This is a genomic window from Streptococcus sp. SK140 (genome assembly GCF_000259525.1).
Taxonomy (GTDB): Bacteria; Bacillota; Bacilli; order Lactobacillales; family Streptococcaceae; genus Streptococcus.
The window spans coordinates 1-22,657 of the sequence record NZ_AJML01000012.1; the positions used below are offsets into that span (position 1 = coordinate 1).

Annotated in this window: 19 protein-coding genes and 2 pseudogenes; 18 read left to right on the forward strand and 3 right to left on the reverse strand. The window is 31.9% G+C overall.

The genetic code is table 11. The features are described from left to right. Positions 1 to 281: 281 nt before the first annotated feature. The 4 genes and pseudogenes from HMPREF1116_RS03845 (at position 282) to cbpJ (ending at position 4,963) form a co-directional block, all read left to right on the forward strand. A pseudogene (locus tag HMPREF1116_RS03845) lies at positions 282 to 2,050 on the forward strand (DUF4365 domain-containing protein). 29 nt (positions 2,051 to 2,079) lie between these two features. Next, positions 2,080 to 2,364 carry a hypothetical protein gene (locus tag HMPREF1116_RS03850; protein ID WP_000351861.1) on the forward strand — a complete coding sequence of 95 codons (285 nt, stop codon included), beginning with the start codon at positions 2,080 to 2,082 and terminating at the stop codon, positions 2,362 to 2,364. A 259-nt stretch (positions 2,365 to 2,623) separates the two neighbouring features. Beyond that, a complete protein-coding gene (locus HMPREF1116_RS03855) occupies positions 2,624 to 3,955 on the forward strand; it encodes a trypsin-like peptidase domain-containing protein (protein WP_000739258.1) in 1,332 nt (443 codons plus the stop codon). 18 nt (positions 3,956 to 3,973) lie between these two features. Then, positions 3,974 to 4,963 (forward strand): choline-binding protein CbpJ, encoded by a 990-nt coding sequence (gene cbpJ / locus HMPREF1116_RS03860; protein WP_000771153.1) that lies wholly within the window; start codon positions 3,974 to 3,976, stop codon positions 4,961 to 4,963. Between the two features lie 184 nt (positions 4,964 to 5,147). Here the strand turns inward: cbpJ and HMPREF1116_RS12300 are convergent. Continuing rightward, positions 5,148 to 5,324: pseudogene (locus HMPREF1116_RS12300) on the reverse strand (ImmA/IrrE family metallo-endopeptidase); the annotation flags it as partial. A gap of 427 nt (positions 5,325 to 5,751) precedes the next feature. Between HMPREF1116_RS12300 and HMPREF1116_RS03870 the strand changes: the two are divergent. The 3 genes from HMPREF1116_RS03870 to HMPREF1116_RS03880 are packed head-to-tail and all read left to right on the forward strand — an operon-like array spanning position 5,752 to position 10,698. Continuing rightward, complete coding sequence (locus HMPREF1116_RS03870) at positions 5,752 to 7,341, forward strand: ATP-dependent nuclease (protein ID WP_000625577.1); 1,590 nt, start codon at positions 5,752 to 5,754, stop codon at positions 7,339 to 7,341. Continuing rightward, positions 7,323 to 8,369, forward strand: a complete 1,047-nt coding sequence (locus tag HMPREF1116_RS03875) for an RNA helicase (protein WP_000369178.1) — start codon at positions 7,323 to 7,325, stop codon at positions 8,367 to 8,369. Before HMPREF1116_RS03870 ends, HMPREF1116_RS03875 begins: the two co-directional genes overlap by 19 nt. Positions 8,370 to 8,379: 10 nt before the next feature. Beyond that, positions 8,380 to 10,698: a hypothetical protein gene (locus HMPREF1116_RS03880; protein ID WP_000139177.1), complete on the forward strand. Its 2,319-nt coding sequence runs from the start codon at positions 8,380 to 8,382 to the stop codon at positions 10,696 to 10,698. A 148-nt stretch (positions 10,699 to 10,846) separates the two neighbouring features. Here the strand turns inward: HMPREF1116_RS03880 and HMPREF1116_RS0101990 are convergent, their stop codons facing one another. Together HMPREF1116_RS0101990 and HMPREF1116_RS03885 are read right to left on the reverse strand one after the other, a co-directional pair. After that, complete coding sequence (locus HMPREF1116_RS0101990; RefSeq protein ID WP_001052543.1) at positions 10,847 to 11,272, reverse strand: ImmA/IrrE family metallo-endopeptidase; 426 nt, start codon at positions 11,270 to 11,272, stop codon at positions 10,847 to 10,849. A gap of 2 nt (positions 11,273 to 11,274) precedes the next feature. Beyond that, positions 11,275 to 11,610, reverse strand: a complete 336-nt coding sequence (locus tag HMPREF1116_RS03885) for a helix-turn-helix domain-containing protein (RefSeq protein WP_000394558.1) — start codon at positions 11,608 to 11,610, stop codon at positions 11,275 to 11,277. A gap of 911 nt (positions 11,611 to 12,521) precedes the next feature. On the opposite strand from HMPREF1116_RS03885, the gene HMPREF1116_RS03890 reads away from it, so the two are divergent. The 11 genes from HMPREF1116_RS03890 to HMPREF1116_RS03940 all read left to right on the forward strand — a co-directional run bounded on the left by HMPREF1116_RS03890 (position 12,522) and on the right by HMPREF1116_RS03940 (position 22,654). Beyond that, a complete protein-coding gene (locus HMPREF1116_RS03890; protein WP_000916930.1) occupies positions 12,522 to 15,539 on the forward strand; it encodes an SspB-related isopeptide-forming adhesin in 3,018 nt (1,005 codons plus the stop codon). Positions 15,540 to 15,627: 88 nt separating this feature from the next. Further along, entirely contained in the window at positions 15,628 to 15,930 is a 303-nt protein-coding gene (locus HMPREF1116_RS03895) for a hypothetical protein (protein WP_001019589.1), read from the forward strand. Continuing rightward, entirely contained in the window at positions 15,930 to 16,388 is a 459-nt protein-coding gene (locus HMPREF1116_RS03900) for a hypothetical protein (protein WP_001097072.1), read from the forward strand. Before HMPREF1116_RS03895 ends, HMPREF1116_RS03900 begins: the two co-directional genes overlap by 1 nt. Before the next feature lie 19 nt (positions 16,389 to 16,407). Continuing rightward, positions 16,408 to 18,159: an FtsK/SpoIIIE domain-containing protein gene (locus tag HMPREF1116_RS03905; RefSeq protein ID WP_000522449.1), complete on the forward strand. Its 1,752-nt coding sequence runs from the start codon at positions 16,408 to 16,410 to the stop codon at positions 18,157 to 18,159. 277 nt (positions 18,160 to 18,436) lie between these two features. Next, positions 18,437 to 19,666, forward strand: coding sequence for a replication initiation factor domain-containing protein (locus HMPREF1116_RS03910; RefSeq protein ID WP_000398620.1), 1,230 nt, complete (start codon positions 18,437 to 18,439; stop codon positions 19,664 to 19,666). Further along, positions 19,663 to 19,983, forward strand: coding sequence for a hypothetical protein (locus tag HMPREF1116_RS03915; RefSeq protein ID WP_000568327.1), 321 nt, complete (start codon positions 19,663 to 19,665; stop codon positions 19,981 to 19,983). Before HMPREF1116_RS03910 ends, HMPREF1116_RS03915 begins: the two co-directional genes overlap by 4 nt. 81 nt (positions 19,984 to 20,064) lie before the next feature. Beyond that, positions 20,065 to 20,337 carry a hypothetical protein gene (locus HMPREF1116_RS03920; protein ID WP_001152052.1) on the forward strand — a complete coding sequence of 91 codons (273 nt, stop codon included), beginning with the start codon at positions 20,065 to 20,067 and terminating at the stop codon, positions 20,335 to 20,337. A gap of 59 nt (positions 20,338 to 20,396) precedes the next feature. Then, entirely contained in the window at positions 20,397 to 20,765 is a 369-nt protein-coding gene (locus HMPREF1116_RS03925) for a hypothetical protein (protein WP_000114343.1), read from the forward strand. Positions 20,766 to 20,787: 22 nt separating this feature from the next. Continuing rightward, a complete protein-coding gene (locus tag HMPREF1116_RS03930) occupies positions 20,788 to 21,255 on the forward strand; it encodes an antirestriction protein ArdA (protein WP_000365189.1) in 468 nt (155 codons plus the stop codon). Continuing rightward, on the forward strand, positions 21,252 to 21,725 hold the full coding sequence (locus HMPREF1116_RS03935) for a hypothetical protein (protein WP_000561368.1): 474 nt from the start codon (positions 21,252 to 21,254) through the stop codon (positions 21,723 to 21,725). Before HMPREF1116_RS03930 ends, HMPREF1116_RS03935 begins: the two co-directional genes overlap by 4 nt. Before the next feature lie 8 nt (positions 21,726 to 21,733). Next, a complete protein-coding gene (locus HMPREF1116_RS03940; RefSeq protein ID WP_000478873.1) occupies positions 21,734 to 22,654 on the forward strand; it encodes a conjugal transfer protein in 921 nt (306 codons plus the stop codon). Positions 22,655 to 22,657 lie beyond the last annotated feature (3 nt).

Genomic DNA, 22,657 nt, shown 5'->3' on the forward strand with positions numbered 1-22,657 from the left:
TCTCCTACCGATAACTATTTATTATCACTAGTATACCATAAATTCATTTTTAGTAGTTTGATTTGTATAATGATTTTTTAGTCTTGAATTTTCGCATTAAGTGCACATTTTCTCTTGTGAACTTAGATAAGGATATTTAATTTATAAAAGGAAATTTTATAGTATAGTTGTGATTTTTATATTTTCAGTTTAAGCAAAATAGCGGTGGTATGCTATATGTTTTTCTTTGTTAATGGTATAATGTAATATATAGAGAGATAGTTATTTATCGAGGTTAGAATTTGGCAAATAATAGACAAATTGAGACATTAGGTGTTTCATATCTGACAACATTCATAAATAGACATAGTTTACTTCAGACTTATTTTGATAGTAATGATAAAACTCCAGTCTGGGATGGTGAGATTCATGTTCTTAAAACTTCTAGTGAGAAAAGAAGTGAAATATTTGGTAAAGTGCCTGTTCAAATTAAAGCTACAAGGCAACAGAAGAATAAATTGAAATCCTTCTCGTTGGACATAAGTGATTTAGAATTATATTCAAAAAATGGTGGTGTAGTTTTATTCGTAGTTTGGTTAAGCGAGGATGGTGATTTAAGAAATATCTACTATAATCATTACCTCCTCTTTCTATAAAGAAGCTAATTAAAAAAAGTAATTTTAAAAATAAAACAACAAGCAATAAGAAACTTTCTGTACAGATTCATGAATTAGACGAACAAAAACTGTACCCTATGCTAGTCGATTTTATAACAAATAGTCGTAAGCAATATAGCTTCATAAATGTTGATGGTATTTCAGTTGAAGATATCTCTGATGATAGTAACCTTAAATTCTATTATTATGGTCAAGAAAAAGGAGAGATCTTTAACTATCAGGAAGAGAATGATCTCTTCATTTATTATAAAGATCCTTTAACTGGTATTGAAGTACCACTTGAAAATACAATAAAGGTTGTCGAAACTTACGAGGAAACAGATCTAATTATTACAATCGGGAATACTATTTTTCAAAATGTAAAAAGGCATAGATTCCCTGATGGGAGTGTACAACTCCATTTTGGTGAAGGTTTTAAAATGTCATTTGATGTTAAGAAGAAACAATTCACATTTAACTACACAAGACCTAATATGTTATCAAAAGCCATAAAGTGCACTCAGGCACTTCAAGAACTAGGAAAATTCGGATATTACAAGCTCAATGGTAATACAATAGAACTAGATGAACAGTCAATATTGGATATTACTTCACGTGATTTAGAGACTGAGATAAAGGAATTGGTACAGATTTCAAACTTCATGGAAAATATGGGGATACAAAAAGAGGTTGATCTAACTTACTTTGATAAACAATCTCTAAGAAATCTAAATATTCTCAATTTAGGCCTTATTCTAAAGAAGAAAGTTGCCTTAAATTATAATGAATCAAAATTACTTCACCTAAGAATTGCTAATATCCACATTATTACCTTATATGACTTTGAGACAGATAATATTGGAACTATGATAGACATTTTTACTGAAATTCCTTGGTGTAGGAGAGGTGAAGGTGAAGATTCGTCCTACATTTCAATCTTTGAAGTTTTAGAACCAAATGACTGGTTAAAAATAGATAATTGTGATTTTGATTCGGTTATTGCCTCTTACCAAATATTAGTTGATAATCAATTGAAATATGAAGGAACTAACAACACTATTATAAAAATAGTTGTGGCTGCTGATAAGGCAGAAGATGTTTCTAGAAGTGAGTTATTGCTTAATTGGGCACAATGTCTTTCTGACTGGAACTTAAAATACTCCAAAAATTGTGAGATGGCTATAATAAATGACCTTCAAATAAAATCTAGAGTTCGTAAATTAAACAGCAAAGAAATGGAGATTCTGAGCAACATTTTAGTAAATAGTAATGATAACTATGAACTTTGTTTTGGTTCATCAGTTTTATTAAAATCAAAACCACAAGCTGACTTGTTTTGGAATAAACTGGATAATGAGACGAAAGAAAGATATATAGATTTTCCTATTTATGCTTTGTATTTGAAATTATTGTAAAATTAAAGAAGATTAGAAGGAAATAACATATGGACATAAAGAAAGTAATGTATTATAATTCAGTACCACAATTTTTGAAACCTAAACTAAATTATTTTGCAAGAGATTTCCTTAATGATTATTTTGATCAGGTAGAAGATATAGAAGCAGGTTCTAATTTTGAAGTTGAAGTGGAGTATGAAGGTGATTTAGAAGTTTATTTTGTTAAGTTTATCTTTAGTAAAAAAGGTGGAGGAGTGTTTAGTGGTAATTCTGAAAATGAATTAGATATTTATTGCAATTATGAACTCAGCGCAACTGTAATTTTGGAATAAAAAAGGAATTAAAAATAAAAGGTAATATCAAAATAAAAAAGATATACATCACTAAGAAGAAAAACTGTGATCAAAATTAATATAGATTAAAGTAGATTCTGGAATGGTCTATTTTATATATATTAAATAAATTTGAAGTGTATTTTCCTGATAGATACAATAGTATACAAGACCAATGAGAAGATACCGTAATTTTATCGGTTGATATATTGAAAAGATTAGGATAGTATGCTATAATCACATTAGGAGGATAAAAATAATGAAGAAAAATTTTTATAAAAAATTGGGTATTTCAATTATTGCGAGTACTTTATTGGCTAGCCAGTTGTCGACAGTATCTGCTTTGACTGTTATTACTAATACAGGTGAAGAATATGAGGTAAGTGAAACTTTACAAGAAAGTCCAGAACCAAGTAGTTATTCACTTCCAGATATTTCACCGACTTACGGTCAATTTTTTACAAGTCAGCCGGAAGCAATTATTGGGAGTAACGACTTAGTTTCGATTGAGAATACTTTACAATATCCTTATTCTACATCAGTCTATGTAGAGTCTGTATTTCATGGTGTAGAAGATGGTAAAAACAAAACTTATAGGGGGAGTGCTAATTTTATAAAGGACAATATTCTTATTACTGCAGCTCATAATATCTATAAACATGAGTTTGGAAAAGATGCTGAAGAATTATATGTTACTCCTGCTGCTACACCCAATAAAGCTCCATTTGGTACAGTAAAAGTAAAGAAATATTACTATCTAAAAAATTATGTGTCAGACAATCCAGGTAGGCATTCAAAGAATGATTTAGCGTTATTAGTTTTAGAAGAGCCTATTGGGACTAAAACAGGGACACTTGGTCTCTCATCTTTATCCACAAATCTTTCTGGTTTGAATGTAACTGTTACAGGTTATTCAGCGCTTTCTGAAGCTGTACAGATGTATACAGATACTAGAAATGTAATACGTGATACAGGGGACTTTTTATATTATAATGTAGATACATATGGTGGTGCTAGTGGTGCTGCTGTCTATGATGCTTCACATCGTGTCGTAGGTGTACACATAGGAACTGAATCAAGAGGATCAGATATTGTTAATTTGGCAGTAAAATTAAATGAACAAAACCTATCCTTTATTTATTCCATCCTTGAGGGACATTCTATTGATGGTTGGAAATTGATTAGTGGTACGTGGTATTACTATAAGAATAGTACGAAACAAACAGGTTGGCAGAAAATAAATGATACTTGGTACTATCTAGATGCTTCAGGTAAGATGCTTACAGATTGGCAAAAAGTAAACGGAAAATGGTATTACCTTGAATCCTCTGGTTCGATGGTAACAGGTTGGAAATATGTACGAGGCAGATGGTATTACTTAGATAATAAAAATGGTGATATGAAGACTGGTTGGTATAAAGATGGTTCAACATGGTACTATCTAGATCCTACTAATGGAGACATGAAAACAGGTTGGATAAAAGTAGGAGGAAACTGGTATTATCTCAATTCAAGTGGATCAATGGTTACAGGTAGCCAAACTATCGATGGTAAAGTTTATAATTTCGCTTCATCTGGTGAGTTGATTTAATATTGGAGGTATATATAAATGAAACTTTTGAAAAAAACTATGCAAGTTGGACTAACAGCAATTTTCTTTGGTTTGCTAGCTACCAATACAGTATTTGCAGATGATTCTGAAGGATGGCAGTTTGTCCAAGAAAACGGAAGAACTTACTACAAAAAGGGTGATCTTAAAGAAACCTACTGGCGAGTGATTGATGGTAAGTACTATTATTTTGATTCTCTATCTGGAGAGATGGTTGTCGGCTGGCAATATATCCCGTTTCCATCTAAAGGTAGTACAATTGGTCCTTACCCAAATGGTATCAGATTAGAAGGTTTTCCAAAGTCAGAGTGGTACTACTTCGATCAGAATGGAGTGCTACAAGAGTTTGTTGGTTGGAAAGCATTAGAGATTAAAACTAAAGACAGTGTTGGAAGAAAGTACGGGGAAAAACGTGAAGACAAAGAAGAGAAGCGTTATTACACGAACTATTACTTTAATCAGAATCATTCTTTAGAGACAGGTTGGCTTTATGATCAGTCTAATTGGTATTATCTAGCTAAAACTGAAATTAATGGAGAAAACTTTATTGGTGGTGAAAGACGTGCAGGTTGGATAAATGATGGTTCAGCTTGGTACTACCTCGATCCAACAACTGCTGCAATGCAAACAGGATGGCAATATCTAGGTAATAACTGGTACTATCTCCGTTCATCAGGTGCTATGGCAACAGGTTGGGTGAAAGATGGTTCAACTTGGTATTATCTAGATGCTCAAAATGGTGATATGAAGACAGGTTGGGCTTATGTTGGCAACAGTTGGTACTACCTTCGTTCATCAGGTGCAATGTCTACTGGTTGGATGAAAGATGGTTCAACTTGGTACTACCTAAATGCAAGTAATGGAGATATGAAGACAGGCTGGTTCCAAGTAAATGGTAAATGGTACTATGCCTATGATTCAGGTGCTTTAGCTGTTAATACCACAGTGGGTGGTTATTACGTAAACTATAACGGTGAATGGGTTAAGTAATGAAGGCTAATGTTAAACTGTAGTTGATACTTAACATAGTAAAAGAGAGAATCAGAGTGTGATTCTCTCTTTTGTAATTTAAAATGATTTTAAGAAAGTTTTTATATGTGTTTGAAAAATTGTATAATCTATGTGATGGATTAAATTTCTACAAATTTTATAGAGTCAAAAAATAACACTATCATCAGATAATGTTATTTTTTTTGTTATCATTATAAAATTGTCTAGCTATTTCTTTAACATAGTTTTCATATTTTGCTGGAATTTCTGCATTTGAAATATAGTTTTGATAATTAAAACTTTCATCAATTGGGTATTCACTATTTACTAGACTCATAAAATCAAGGATTCTTCTCTTTTCAGTATCAGAATCTTAATTTTTTTAAGAGAGCTGAAGATAGGGGATCATAATCTTGTATACTGATTCAAAATATGTTGTTGGAACATCAAGTGTTCTTGCAAGAGCAGAATGAGTTTTTTGATCTGGAACGGATTTACTACTTTACCACTTGTTGTACGAAGCTCTATTGATTTTTAATAGATTAGATAGCTCAGATTAGGAATAGTGTTTATCTATTTTGTGTTCTTTAAGACGAATACTAGAAAATATAAGCTAAAACTCCTGTTGCTTTATTATGCAACAATTATGTCAAAATCTTTTTAAGATGCAAGAATAAAGCAATATTCATCTTATCTGTAATTACAATTTTGAAAAATTAACACTATTTATGTGATATAATATTAATAAATAACTATTCAAACTAATATGCGAGGTTTAGGTAGTCTGTATGATATCAAGAATAATATTACAAAACTTTAAACGTTATAAGAATGTTGATTTTACTTGTAACTCAGAAGTTAACATTTTCGTTGGAGAGAATGGTGCAGGAAAGTCAACGCTATTGTATGCTGTTGGATTAGTGCTGAGTGGTAGTCACAGTCAAATTGAAAGAAGTAGTTTGTCTAGTATTATTAACCAAGAAGCGATTTTAGAATTTATGAGCACAAGGGATATCAATCAGATCCCTGAGATCTTTGTTGAAATTTATTTTGATGAATTAAGTACTGAAATTTCCTCTAATTTCAATATAGAAGGGAAACATAACTCTCAAAAAATTAAAGCTTTTGGACTTTCATTAAAAATAATTCCTAATCAAGATTATATAGCTGAAATTACTTCTGTCTTAAATGATAGTAACTGGACAGTCTTTCCATTTGAGTTCTATAGAGTTGAATTTTTGACATTTTCAGGAAAAACCTATTCCTCTTACAATAAACCATATAAGTTTCTACATTCAATAATAAATACGAGTCTTATTGATACACAACAAGAAATTCAAAAACGTATTCATGAGGTATATTTGGATAATATATCAGCTGAGAATAGAGCAAAAGTTAATCATCAATACAGGATAAATTCATTTAATTTTTTAAAGACTTTAAGGAAGGATGAACTGTTGAAGGAGAATGCTTCAGAATTTCAACTTCATTTTGACGAATCAGAAAATTCATTTAGAAATTCAGTATCAGCTGTAAAAAATGGTGTAGATATAAAAAATTTAGGGCAAGGAGAAAAGGTATTATTAGGTGTTGAAAATGCATACAGTCATCTCAAGGAAACGGTTAAAATACTACTTATTGAGGAACCTGAGAATCATTTGAGCTTCCAAAACCTCCAGAAATTGGTTAGAATGCTAAGTTCAAATACAGGTGTTCAAGTTTTTATTGGAACTCATTCAAATATGATTGCTTCAAGATTGGGTGTAGACAATCTTCTTTTTTTAGATAATGGTCAGATATCTAAACTTAAAGGTTTGAAAAAAGATACTGTAAGATTTTTCAAAAAATCTACTAATCAAAATTTATTGAACTTCTCTCTAGGTAAGAAGATAATTCTTGTTGAGGGAAATGCTGAGTATATTTTAGTAGAGAAGTTTTTCGAAATACTCCACTCCAAAAAGCCTGAAGAATTTAATGTATCAATTATTTCTGTAGATGGATTAAGTTTTGAGAGGTATTTAGAAATTGCAACTAACTTTACTGATAAAAAAGTAGTAGTTATCACGGATAATGATGGTGATTACGAAAGTAAAGTACAGTCAAAATATAGTTCTTATCAACAATTCCAGAATATAAAAGTTTCTTCTGATTTAGATAATGATAATCGAACATTTGAGATATGCATTTATAATTGTAACTCGGATTTATTAGAGTCTTCAGGACTAACCAAATCTAATGATTTATTAGAATACATGCTCAGGGAAAAGGCTGAATTTGCACTGAGATTACTAGAACAAATGGAAACTGATAATATAAGGGAAAAATTTATTATACCCAATTATATTAAAGAGGCGATTGAATGGATAATAAAAGATTGATTCATGCTGTTGCTGGAAGTGGCAAAACAACTAAAATAATTGAAAGTATTGATCCTCAAAAAAGAAATCTTATCCTTACGTATACAGAGATGAACCAGAATACAATCAGAGCAAAGTTGATTGAAAAATTTGGCTACATTCCTGAGTCTACTTTTATTTTTGGTGTTTTTGAGTTTCTATATAGTTTTTGCTTAGTGCCATATTTAGGGAAACGACCAAAAGGAATAAATTTTGATTATAAAACTCAAGGAAAATTTGATAAGACTGCTATAGATAATACTGGAAGAATTGTTCAGAATCAACTTTCTAAATCTCTATTAAGGGGTTCATTAATCTATAAGAGGAAAGAAATTAGATTTGATAATTCATATTTGGATAGAATTGATAAATTTTTTGATTGTATTTATGTAGATGAGTGTCAGGATTTTGAGTCAGATGATTTTGATTGGCTTTTAAGTTTAAGTAATCTTAATGCAGAAGTATTTTTATTTGGAGATTTTTATCAAAAAACCTTTAGTACTTCAAGGAGAGGTAATAAAGGAAAAGGGATCCATTCGAATTTTGAGAATTGGTTAAAAGTTATTTCTGATTCAGGATATGAAATTGATTTATCGAGTTTGTCAAAAAGTTATCGTTGTCCCAAAATAGTTTGTGACTTTATTGTTGATAATTTAGCTATTGAAATTTTATCACAGCGAGAAGAAAAGCTTTCTTCCCAAATTACTCTTATCGATTCACAGAAAAAAATAGAATCAATAATGACAGATGACAATATCATGAAACTTTTTTATCAAAAATCTTATGATTATGAATGCAAGAGTCAGAATTGGGGGGATAGTAAAGGTTCTGAATATGACAATGTTTGTGTAGTACTAAATCCAACATCATACAAATTATTCGCAGCTGATCGCTTGAATGAACTTCCTTCACAAACCAAAAGTAAATTTTATGTTGCGTGTACTCGTACGAGAGGGAATCTCTATTTTGTAAATCAAAAAGATATCATAGATTATAAGAAGATAAAGTAAAAGAAATATTATGACAGAACAGTTTTTAAACATACCATTTGTAAGTTATTTTTTAACTACAAATAATCATGATAATCCAAATTTTATTGAGAGAGACACATTCTCCTATCGTTTTAATAGGAACATTGTGACTCATACTCAATCAAGGTATTTAGTTGCTCATATACCTAAAAGTTTTGAAGAGTTAGTTCTTCCTTGGCCTCTATCCTCATTTGTTGAAGAACCAAATTATATTACGGAATACATAAACATAGAGCTGTTAATTAAGAATACAGAGGGTATTATAGATTTAATTAAACAAACTCCTTTAGGCTGCGTTTTCATTCCTGAAGAATTAAAAGATCATCCTATTATTGAACAAATACAAGAAACAACACTACCTGTGATTTTTTTAACAGATGGAGTAGAGATTCCTTTCAGCAAACTACAATTGATTGTTGAAAAAAATAGCATTAATGCTAGTCAGATATTAGATAATAAAGTTACAATCTCTGATAAAACAAAAATTGAGCCGATTAGCATACCTCAAAAGCGCTTTTTGCGACCTTTAGAGATTGCAATCAATCGTAATAGAGGTTTGTACCTATCTATATTTGAAAATGGGCAGGAACCAAAACCATTTGATAACCTAACAACAGAAGAAAAACTAGTGGCAGAGGAACAAGCGATAAGTGATTTGAAATATTATTTAAAGCTCCTAATTGCAGAAAAGTATATCATATATCTTGCAAAACATGAAAAAGGAATTGATTCTTTGATTGAAATTATAAGGAAATGGGATGATTCAATAGATACTGCAGATTTAGACTTTGATATTCTTGAAAAATATTTTTTGAATCTATCGGATTATTTTTTTAAGAGATTTGATGAAATATCTTATCGAACAGATATGGTTTTTGTTTTGCCGATGGTAAATAAAACAAGTGTTGATTTGGTAAATAGAGAGTTTCAGTTACGACTGTCTAAATCAGTTCTTCGGCAGATATATGATTTTTCAGGATATTATGGAATAGGGGACAGCAAAGATATTGAAAAGATGCTATCAATAATTTCTGATAGAGTTCTAGAAAATTTAATCTTAGACTCTTTATCTCTTAATTTTACTTTGGATACAAAATCTCCGTATGTGCGTTTGCCTAACTTACCTTCTAAAGATATTACTTTGTGGTATTCGCATATGTTTAAAAATATAATGAAGAATTCCAATTTATCAGAAATTGAAAAATTCAATAATAATTTCCATAAAATATCTGAGAAGTTAAAGTTATCATTAGATGATGGCTTTATCGATATAATTGTTAAACATGGGAAGCATATAAAATTCATTACAGATGCACCAATTGAATGGGTTAAATATAAAGATACTCCTCTAGGCTTAATAAAATCAATCAGCAGATTGCCAATTATTCCTGGTAATATGCTATTAAACTCTGCAAAACATAATTTAATAACAAAAATTCCAAAAGCTAATGCATCATTTTTAGTAATTAATAGTCTTAATGTATCTGACGGACTATATAATATTGGGAAAAAATTAGGGGAATTATTGAAAGAATATTTTCCTAACTATTGTGTTAATTACTATGAAGTTAGAAATAAAACTGACTTTATTCGTACGATGAATGAAAATCCTTCAACTTTTTTTATTTACTATGGGCACGGTAGTATGCCTGAAATGAGTAGAAATCAACCATATCAGATTGGTAAGCTTCATATTGGTGATGATGAAATTGATATGATTGAGTTATCAAATACTTTAGAAGTTGTACCTGTTATCACAATGTTGGGGGCATGTCAGACACAGGTGTTGGATTCTCATTATTTAAATATTGGAAATATGTTTCTCGGGTTAGGAAGTCAATCAGTATTAGCAACATATTTCCCGGTTGATGGTTTATATACATTTAGTTTAATAGAGTCTATTTTTAGACATCTAAAAAATTTTTTGGCCGATCAATCGCCTGATTATATAAAGAACTGGTCTGATATTATTTTACAAGCTCGACGAACACATTATATCATTGAACCAGTTAATACAATTATTGAATATTTAGATAAAAAGGGTGTTAAATGTCACATTGATCCTATTGTTCTTGGGGAATTTGTGATGAAATACTGTATTGAATGTAGTTTAAAAAATAATACTGAATATCTGTCGATAATGGAACAAAGTGTCATATATAGAAATAAAGCTTACCAAGAATTTTTTAAAAATTTTCCAGAATCAATAAGAATTTTAGTTGATTATATTTTTAAACATAATTATGTTTTTCCTGAGAGTTTATTATTTACTTCACTAGGTTCACCAGAAAAAATCAAATTTGTATAGAGTTTTAAGGTAGAATCAGAGTGTGATTCTACCTTTTGTAATTACAAATAAATTCAACTACGTTTTTATATGTGTTTGAAAAATTGTATAATCTATGTGATGGATTAAATTTCTACAAATTTTATAGAGTCAAAAAATAACACTATCATCAGATAATGTTATTTTTTTTGTTATCATTATAAAATTGTCTAGCTATTTCTTTAACATAGTTTTCATATTTTGCTGGAATTTCTGCATTCGAAATATAGTTTTGATAATTAAAACTTTCATCAATTGGGTATTCACTATTTACTAGACTCATAAAATCAAGGATTCTTCTTTTTTCAGTTTCAGATTCAATATGATTTTTAAAAGTATCGATCTGAGATAAAGAATTGTTACAATCATCATTAATGAGATGGTGTTTTTCGTGAAGAAGTATATTTATTTTTTCAATATCTGTTGTATCGGAACTAAGGAAAATAAAGTGTTTGTTATTTGCAAGTACATATCTCCCCTTACAGGATAAGTTGTCAAGAATGACAACTTGGCAGTTTAATTGCTCAATCTCTTTTATAACTTTATTTAGATTCATACTTATTTTTTATTTGCGAAGTAATCTTTCAGATAATTTTTGATGATTTCTCGGTCATCATCTGTGATAGGAGTACCATCGAAAGCGACTGAATTATCAATAGCAGTATCTAAATCAATATCCGAATCAGGTTCAGGAAAATCAGTTTTCCCTAAAAGGTAGTCAGTTGAAACGTTGAAAAAATCTGCAAGTTTCTGAAGATTTTCTGCTGATGGTTTTCTTAGCCCTTTCTCCCACTGGGCATAACTTTGAGGTGAAGTTTGGAAGTGGTTTGCAACCTCTTTTTGAGTGAGTTTATTGTTCAGTCGAACTGCTTTTAATCTATCTTTAAATTCCATAATAAGTACCGTAATAAGAAATAATAAAATTATTTTACAAAAGTCTTGACAAAGTAATCATTTGATTATATAATAGTCGATGTAATCAAATGATTACATTTTTCTGTGATGATTGACCTTTGAAAATTTAATAAAAAAACGTGTCAGGCAATGATTTACACTGACCAAACACGAATAATTGATGTTGCAACTTTATTATAAGTGATTTATGGTTAAAAGTCAAGTCTGTTAGTAGTTCTAGTTTTTATATCTACTAAGCTTTTATTAAGATCACGTTGGGTATTTCGTCCTTTCGCCTTAGTAGATAAGTAAAGGGAACTGACGGCTGAAAACAGTCAATGATACTTCGTAGAAGGTAGCTAGAGAGAGATAGTGAAGTCTATATGTCGTATGGTCGGTATGTGAGAGTTGAGTAATTAACTTTTGCTAATGCCTTTAGGTAAGAAAGAGGGGATATTGAGTTATTCTTAAATTCGTGACTTTGGCGAAGGTAGTAGGCTTAGAAGCTGAAAATATGCGAAGATATGAGCATATAAATAACCAGGAATCAGTAAAGACTTTGGATAAAAGTCTTTAAAGATTAGAAAATTAGCAATAAGTGTTATTGTTAGTTTTCACAAGAGAATTATACTTGTATTCTTTTATGTGAATTAACAATAGGAAATGAGGTGATAACGAGTTATTCAAAATTTATGTGCAAGATTATACAGTTTTGAACAATTAATGAATAGATATTTCAAACTATAGCATACAAAAATGAATTATTATTTTTAAAGTCAGTTGGGGAACTGGCTTTTTTATTTGTAGAAAAGGAGAAAAAATGATTGTAGTAGCTAAGCGATCTCGTTCCCCTTCTTGAAAGTGACGAGATTAAAAAATAAAAATATCAATAAAAGGAGAATTAATAATAAATGTTGAAAAATCAAGAATTTAAGGCTTACGGTTCTATTCGTAAGATGAAATCTGGTGGTGCTTGTGGAGTTATCCTTGCACTTGCAATGTTGGGAATGGCTTTCTCTTCAACTGTAACTGCTGATGAGGTAAATGTGAATACCCCTGTAGCTGTAGAAAAGAAAGCAGAATTTGGAGTTGTAATTTCTCATGAATCGCTTGATAAAGCTATGACTGAAGCTAAAGAAGCTGGGGTAAATGTTGAAATTGATGATGTTCAGGATGAAGGAGTTGCAACAAGCGAAACAGTCGTAAGTAAGCAGAAAGAAATTGAAGCTGAATATGCAAAACATGAATCAGAAGTCAAACAGAAAACGGACGAATATAAGAAAGCTAAAACAAATAACGAAGCTGAACGTCGAGCAGTTTTAGCTGAAAACGAGAGTATCGAACGTGATAATGCAAAGAAAAAAGATGACTACAAAGAAAGCCTGAAAGCTCAAGAAGATTATAATAAGAAGGTTGACAAGGAAAATACGGAACTAAAAGAGCAGTATGACAAGAAGCTAGAAAACTACAATAAGGAACTGGATGCTTACAACAAGCAAAAAGAAGAACTCGCTAAGAAAGGATTGAAGGCTGAAAATACTCATATTAAAGTTTATGGCAATTATGATGAAAGCAAACGTGGCAGTGTGGGTTATTACAGAAGCCTAACTGTTTCATTTGAAGGAGTAGAAGGTTTAACTGCTGTTAAAGATTATATTGGACTACATTCAGACACAACTATTAGTGGAAGCCGTACAGACTTGCTCTCAAAAAATGATGATGTTTTTGCTGAAATTGTGAATCCAAAAACAGGTGATTCATTCACGCTCCATAATGTTGCTGAAAGTAAAGAAGGTCAGAAAATATCTGCTCGATTTACTTTCAATAGTGCGGAAGCTGAGTGGGTTAAGGATGGCAAGCCATTAAGTGCTACAAAGATCTTTATTAGAAAAGACAATGGTAGTGGTTCAATCAATTTCTTGTTTGGGAATCTAGTTCAATTTGACACAAAAATTGACTTTTTTGATGAAAAGACAGGAAAAGAAGTTGGGATGGCTATCGCTGCTACTTTTAATGATATTGATTATGGACAAGAATTACGCTTTACCTATCAAGATGGTTCAGAAGGAATTGTTTTAAATCCAAATGGTTCAGAAGTTAAGAAAGTAAACCGTGATAATAAGGAATATTATAAAGGCGAATATAAAACCCCATGGACTCATGATGTCCCTGAATTGGGAGTAAAAGCAGGTGATCTTGGATATGCTAACGTAGGGGATGAATCAGATATTCCTCTAGGTTCGCTTCTTTCTGTTGGATATGGTTCTAAGTTGAATTTTGCTTATCACAATGGAGTAGGTGTTCATGGTGAAGAAGAAATTGAATCCAAACGAGCCGAAGTTAAAAGACAGCTTGGTTCGGCAGGAAGTAATCTGAAAGATGAAGATATTTTCTATCAAGATGGGTGGGCTGTTGGTATCTTTGGTAAGGCAAGTTCAACAGTGCCTGTGACTATCCTTTCTAAGCCACCAGTTGAACCTGAGTGGAAGAAAAAGGATACTAAAGAAATAAAGCTTGTTTTGAGAAAACCAAAAGATTTACCGAATAAACCTGATGCCCCAACTGTAAAAATTAAATATAGACGCTTACGTGTAAACCCTTCAACTCCAAAACCTGTGAAGGCTATTACTGATAACTTTGGAAACAATATTGATAGCGCAAATACATTTGATAAAAAAGTGAAATTCAGTTTGACAACGGATTACAAACCATATTCAACATTTACTGCTGATTCTAAAACTCATGGTAAGACTTGGGCAATGGTAGATGATGTACAAGATGGTGCTTACATGGTAGATGATAATAAAATCACAATGAAGGATTCTACTGGTAAAGATGTTAAGGATCTTTTTAATATGTATCATGTTCTTTCCGAAAAAGAACGTACACATGAAATTCAAAACATTTTGAAAGAGGCAGGCTTGAATCCAAAAGGTGAGTTCTATATGTTTGTAGCGAAAGACTCGGCTTCATTCTATAAGAATTATGTAAGACAGGCTAAGAATATCACGATTGATCTTCCTGCTCATTTGTTGGTAGAAAAAGGTCAAATTGTGAAGAACGATTTCCACCAAATTGACTTTGGAAATGGCTTTGTTTCTAACTTGGTAACTGTTCAAGTTCCTAACTTGAAACCTGAAAAACACGCTTTGGATCACAAAGATAATTCTAAAGTTCGGGACGGTCAAGAAATTCAAATTGGGGAATATCTACGCTATCTTTTGGACGGTGTAACTGTTCCAGCAAAACATGATACTCTTTATCAGTATGATGGCATTGATAAGTTAGATGTTAGACATGATCGTTATACTGGCAATTGGTCAGGAATCATTCGTGGTTCAGAATACCTTGCTGAAAAAGACTTAGTTCTTCCTTATGATGTCGTCTTGGCTGACGGTAAAGTGGTTAAGGCAGGAGATCAGATCGTGAAAGGTTCTGCTTATGCTTTTAAATTTGAATTTGATCAAAGTACAAACTCTGACTTTATCAAGAAGATTGTTAAAGTAACATGGAATGAACAAGACGGTAAGTGGGCTTACACTATTGATAAAGAGTTCCTAAACTCTCTAGGAGTACAAGGTACGTTCGATGCTGATTTCTATATCGAAGTTGAGCGTATCGCAAGTGGGAAAGTTGAAAATACATTTGTCAATATTGTCAACGGTCAAGAGATGGAAGCTAAAGTAGTGACTCATACTCCTGAAGTTCCTAATTCTCCTGAATTACCTAGACTACCTAAGCCAGTTAAACCGACTGAGCCGTCTAACCCAGTTACACCATCCCAGTCAGTTGAATCAGTTAAACAAGAGCAATCTGTAGAATTGAAAGAGTTGCCAAATACAGGTACAGATTCAAGTTCTCTTGGATTGATAGGTGCTAGTATTTTATCTGTGCTTGGTTTAGCTGGTCTTAAACGTAAAAAAAATTAGTGAAAATTGTGTTGTTGGGCGATAATAGAACAGGATTATCGTCCTTTTTGTTTTGTTTAAAAATGTAAATAGAAAAGGAAAATAAGAAATGAACATTGAAAACTTTAAATTCAATCCTGAAGCGATTGGGAAGGCTAACTATGTACGCTCTGAAAAAGCACCAGCTATTATTGAAGGTAAACCTTTTGAGGGTACACGACATATTGTGATGAATGGGAAGCACGGTATGTTCTCAATTATCACTCCAAAAGATATGGCTACATATCAAGTAAATGAGGAAGTTGAACCTATTGATCCAATTTTCCTAGAAGATTATGTTGAAGGACCGAATTTCTCTGCTTCAACAAATGTATTGGCTAAAGGACTTAAACGTGTAGGAGGTAATAAATAATGGCTAAAAATGGACTAGAACTTGGAAAGCGTGTAGAAATTTTTTCAAAAAAATATCGTATTTTGAATGACTTATTGTTAAATCCGAAAGAAGTTTTAGGGAATTGTAAATTTATTAAGAATGAAGGGGCACAGTTTGTAAATATTGATCTCGAAACAGGAGAAGGTGATTATGATGGTGTTGAAGTTTTAGTATATTCAGAAGGACAAGAAGACACTGTATTCTTAAAAGTAACTGAACAATCAGAAGAAGAAATTGATGCTTTGAATCTTGGATATCAAGAAACTATTGATTTTGATACGTTGTTGATCGCATATCATGGTATGCGTAAGGCTGATCGAAATCAAGTTGAGCCTAATAAGCACCGATTCGTATTTGTAGTTGATAAGCTAAAAAAAACTGCTGCCAAACCTAAACAGGATCAAAAGCAAGAACAGAAACAAGAACATAAAGGATAATTGCTAAAGGAGAAAAGATATGGGTTTATTTCCTGCATATAGGGGAATTAAGATTAAGCCTTACATGGTGAATCTTAGATACTTTATCTTTTCTTTTTTCTTTTTTATATTTAGTCCTGTACTTGGATTCTATGTGTATCAGAATTTTGAAAAAATCAAGAGTTTGGATATATCATCAATTGTTATCTCTGTGATCCTGTTGATTGTATTTGTTGTTTTAAGTATCTATTTAACATGGTTTTCACAAGAAAGAATATTCCTATTTCAAAAGTTGGAAAGACTATCTAAACTGGCTTTCTTTTTGAAAGAAAATGGATATTCTTATACAAAGAAGGTTAAAAGAGATTCAGGTACAGTTGATAAGATTGTGTTTCCTACAGTCTATTTGAAACAGAATCGTTATGATTTAGATGTAGCCTTTAAAATGGCTGGAAATAAGTTTCAGGAAAAGTTTAAAAAGATTGCTAGTGAACTTGAAACAACCTTTTTCATGGACTTTATGGAAGTTCAGGACGATATTAAGTTTAAGACTTATAAACTTGCCTATTCTGCTTTTTTGAATCGGATCAAGGTGACTGATGTTAACTATTCGGATAAGGGTATTCAATTGATGAAGAATCTTTATTGGAATCCTGTTGATGATCCTCATTTATTGGTTGTTGGTGGTACTGGTGGTGGTAAAACAGTATTATTGAGAACATTGATTCGTGCAATGGCTAAAGTTGGTGTAGTGGATATAGGTGATCCAAAACAAGCTGACTTTGTGACTATGGCAGAACAAAGAGCTTTTGAAAGTCGTATTTTTTATGAAGCAGAAGATATAGTTTCTATGGTTGAAAGAGCAGTAGAAATTATGTTTGCTCGTTATTCTTATATGCGCAAGGAACGTGCAGAACATGGTGATAAGGATTTGAAGAAGTTCTATGAGTATGGCTTAGAGCCTTATTTCTTAGTTTGTGATGAATATAATGCCTTGTGTGCCATGCTTGATTTTCAAACAAGACAGCGTTTAGATAATGCTATGGGGCAATTCTTACTTTTAGGAAGGCAAGCTGGTTGTTTTGGATTAATAGCGATGCAGAAACCTTCGAGAGAAGACTTAGGCTCTAAACTACAAGCGAATATTAACTTCCGTATTTCTGTTGGTCGATTGGACGAGGTAGGTTATGACCTAGCCTTTGGGGAAGTCAATAGGAACAAAGAATTTAAGTATGTTAAATATATTGCTGGTAAGCGTGTTTATGGTCGTGGTTATGCTTGTGTTTATGGAGAAGTAGCAAGAGAATTTTATTCACCATTACTTGAAAGAAAATTATCATTTTATGATGAATATGAAAAGATAGATAGACGAGAAAATCCTTTCAATCCTTTAGAGAATCCTAGTGTTGGATTATCTGAAGAAGAAAAACAAGTATTACAGGAAGAAATGCAAGCTAAAGAAGAATTGCAAAAAGGGCAAGTTAAAAAAGCTAATTCTGAAATGGTGCAAGAGTTGATGGCTAGTAAGAAAGAAATAAAGAAAGATGAAAAGGATCTTGCTAAAGCAAGTGATGTATCTATGGATATTGGAGTTAGTTTCTCCTCTGTTCAAAATTTACTGAAGAAGTTAGAAGAACTAGGAAAAATTACGATTATGAGGGAAGATGGAATAATTGTGATGAATCAGGCTCAGGTTCTTTTGGTTAGAGATTTGTTTGAGTTGAAAAAGACAAGAACTCAAAAATGGTCTGATATTTTGGAAGATTTTCCATTTGATGAATACGAACTATGAGAAGAGGGGAGATCCCCCTTTTCTTTGTTTATATGTAGTTGGTGTAGTCCAGCTCTCTAGTAGCTAGTAGCAGAAGCGAGGAAGCGAAGCAACGAGCGCCTGCGCTCACTAGCGCTCACTAGAGGGCTGGACTATACTAATTAACCCACCTATTCTAATAGGTGGGTAACAAAAGTTACAAAATGCACTTTACACTTACAGCGACAAGGGATAGAGGTGTGTCCCTTTAGTGTTTTTTTGTGTCCCTTTTGGTAAAAAATGGAGTTTTGAAGGAGAAATGGAAGGAAAAAACTTAAAAAAATTTAGAAAAGAACGAAATATGACAAGAAAAGAGTTGTCATTAAAGACTGGTATCCCTGTTTCTACCCTAAAAGCCTATGAAAATGGGTATAGAACATTGAAAAAGGAAGATTTCATAGAAATAAAAAATCAGTTCAGTTTAAAAAACGGTGACACTAATCTAACAAGATACATGATTGACTATTTCAGATTTACGCTTCACAATGAAACAGATGTATACTTTGTGGCAAAAGAATTTTTCGGATTTGATGTTATGCTTCGACCTGAGACAACTTCATTTATGAAATATGAACTGTTGTATCGTTATGGTGATATTTGGTTTTTCGGCTTTAATTCCTGCTTTAGTGAAAATGGAGAGGATAAAAATAGGATTACGGTTCAATTAAGTGGTCAAGGCTGTCGTCAATTAGAAATGTATCTTGAAAATAGTAACCTAACGTGGACTGACTTTATAAAAAGGTTTCAGAAGTGTTATGGAGGCGATTTTAGTGTAACTCGAATAGATATTGCAGTTGATGAAATGGCAATGGAGGATACGAAGGAGAATTTTGATTTGTCAACACTAGTGACTAGATACTATCAACAAGAGATTGTATCTCCTTATTTGAAGAGTTTTTCATTTGTCGGTGGTGGAGGATTTGATTTTGAAAATCCATTTGAATCAGAAAATAGGCAAGGCTTATCAATCTATCTTGGTAGTCGTCAATCTGAAATGTATTTTAACTTTTATGAAAAGAGATACGAGATAGCAAAGAAAGAAGGAATTAGCGTATCAGCTAGTGCCAGACTGTTTAGGATATGGAATCGCTACGAAGTTCGTTTTTCGCAAGGAAAAGCTAGAGCGTTTGTTTCAGAAGTACTAGCTGGTAGTGAGATTGCAGAATTAACGAGGTCAATTTTTCAAGGAGCAATACAAATCTATGATGGTACTGATGAACATGGTTTTAGAAAGTATGACAGCAAGTGGCAACAACTTTTTGGAAATCATGAAGCAGTCAGACTAACAGTTAACCCTGAACCTTATTCAGTGGAAAGGACGATTAGATGGTTGGTAGAAAGGGTTTCTAATTCATTATTATTTGTGTCTGAGATTGATCGAATGTTCATGCAAGAGAATATGAAAAAGATAATGGATTCAGGAGAACTTACACCTAGACAGCGAAAAGAATTAGAGTTTCTTCAAAATCAGTTAGGGAGGATAGAATGATTGACTATAAAGACATTGAAAAAATTGTATATTTGATTCCTGCAAGAAATTTTTATGATGGTTTGACAGATAGTAAGGTAGCAAGAGATTATCAAGCCTATATTGAGTTTCAATCTCAGAAATATCATCAAACTAAAAAAAGGAATGATTGGATTGAATTGAAACGATTGATTACTGAATACGAATCATATTTGGCAAATCAAGTTGATGTGAAACGAAAACTATTATGGTTTGGATTGTTGAGAAGGAGCAAAGAAGAAATGGAAAATGAATGTTTGAATTTGATTCAACGATTTCATTTAGAGGGGTGGATGTGAATATGGAAGTTAAGAAACGTTCTCCAGCCTGTCTAATTAGAAAATGTAAAAGATAAAAATGAAAAGAAAGAGGTATAAAAAATGGCTTTAGCTGGAAAAGATAAACAAATTATTGATTTGTCGAACGAACTTGCAAAAAAACTGAAGGATCAAGAATTTAAACAAGCATGGACTATGGCTGGTGAATTGAGTGCACTTCTTAAAAATGAAGAAGAATTGCAACTACCGTATCAAGTCCTTGAATGTATCAAGAAAGACCTGTCTAGTTATTATGCAATGAATAAGGAACTTAATAAAGTTACAAATCGAGCATTTGCGATTGGTTGTAGTTTTGAGCGTTCAGCTTCAATTTAATGAAAATTGTGAAGGAAGTCAATTATGGCTTCCTTTTTATTTTTTGAAAGGAGAGTTAAATGAGTGTTAAAGTAGTTTACGATAATTTTTCTGATGTATGTAAAAACTATGTGCATGGGAAAACCTTATTGGATTTACCTGAGAAAGTTATTGCTAAGTTAGATGAATGTTTTGATGGTGTGGAGTTTAAAGAATTTGAAGGTTGTAATCCTGATAATGTAGCAGTCAATTCATTTACAGAAGTTGATACGAAGGAAGCATTGATTGATTTTGCTAAAATTATAAACCATGAAGAATATGAGCAGTTAGTCAATGAAGAGCGATTATTTGCTTATGTAGAAGAACATGAGGAAGAAATCATCAATCGTTTGAGTGAATCATATACCTTTTTAGGTCATGAGGACGATAGTTGGTTCTTGTTGCAATAGAAAGTAAAGGAGGAAAATAAAAATGGATTTAATGGCTTTAGTTGTTTATAAAGGAATCTCAAGACGAGTTTTGCTTCCATGCTCTAGTGAAGAAGTAGCTGAACGCTTTGGATATGAAGGTCAAGAAATTGAGGTTATTATTGATTCGATTGAAGGTTTTCCTACTTTGAATTGTGAAGATTTAACTTTAGATTTAGCGAATAGTATTGCTGAAAATATTGAAGATGTAGATGAAGATATTGTTTTATCGGTTATTGAAACAGAATCTTCTGATCCATCATACTTAGATAGTTATGATTTTGATGATTGTTATTTATATCCTGAAGTTGCAACTGATAGAGATTTAGGTGAATATCTTGTTGAGGAACTTGGTGTAGAACTATCTAAGGAAAAGTTGCTTCTTTATTTAGACTATGAAAAATTTGGTCGTGATGTTCGTTTAGAAGAAGGTGGTAGCTTTGTCGATAAAGGTTACTTTGTATCAAGATGATAGCGAATATAAGGGTTCTGAACGAAGGTAATTTTGAATTTCTTTGTGAATTGGATATTATGAAGTACAGTCGAGATCAAATCCTAGAAAGAATGAAAGATAGAGGAATTGAAAAAGATAATTTTTTTATTTGTGGGATTTCTGATTGGGAAGTAGATAAGATTATGTCTTTAGATGAGGTTTACTTGCTGAAGAAAGCAGTGTTGGAATTATATGATGGTGATGAATACATTGTCAAATTTCAATTACAGCGTTATATTCCTGTGACAAAAATTGCAACGACTTATTATAGATTTTGTTCTAAAGATGAAGTTGATACAATTTTTGAATTGACGAAAGAGTTAGATTATAAATCGGTTATTGATTATTTTTTTAAGTGTGGGAATTGGGTGACAGTATTTCAAGGATTTATTAACCAAGGAGAAGTTTTGAATACTCCTAATGGATTTTATAGAAAGGTTTCTTTTTAATGAGGAATATGTTTTTAAAGAAGCCACGAAAAGACAAACAGTTAAAGATTAAAAAAATAAGCCAGAAAAAATCGAATCTGATTTTTTTAGCTGGCTTATCTTTTTTTGTCTTATTCGGAGCTTTTTCTATGTTTGTTTCTTTATCGACTACTGCAAAAATGAGAGCAAGACTTTCTGAATCTCCCGTCGTCGAAGCAAGAAAAGAAACAGATCGAACTTTGGAACAGTTTTTAGATGGCTATGTAAGTAGATATTTTACTTATGATTCACAAGCTGGATCATCTGATGAAAATATTTCCAAACTGAATGACTATTATGGAAGTGTTCCTGATGTAAAAAATCAAGGTCAGACAAAACAGGAAATGAATCTTGTTAGTGCTCGAATGTTAAGTGCTAAAGATGGAATTGCTGTTTACCGTGTGATCTATGATACAAAAAATGGAGATAAAAGCCAGCGAGTAGGGATTGAATTTTCGATTCCTTACGGTGAAAAAAATGGTAAGTACTATGTATCTGGATTGTCTTGGTTTTCTCCTGTAAGTGATTTTAAAGCTGATGGGGTAGAAAAAGAGAATCATGTATCTCTAGTTGCGAATGATGAAATGGAAGAAGGAAAACGTAAAAAGTTGGTATCTTTCATGGAATTGTTCTTTAAAAATTATACGACTAGTCAAGCAAACTTAGATTTGATTTCTAGTGGAATTAAGTCTATTGGTGGGGCAACATTCAAGAGTTTGGATTATACCTATTTCAAGGAAAAAGATGGGAAAATACTTGCTTATGCTCAAATTACTCTTGATGTTGCTGGGACAACTCATAGCGAAAATTTTAGTTTTGAGTTACGACAAGATAAAGATAGTTATTTTGTAGAAAAGATGGAACACACAATACCATCTGATTTTAATAAAAAGGAAGAAAAAGGAGAATAGAAT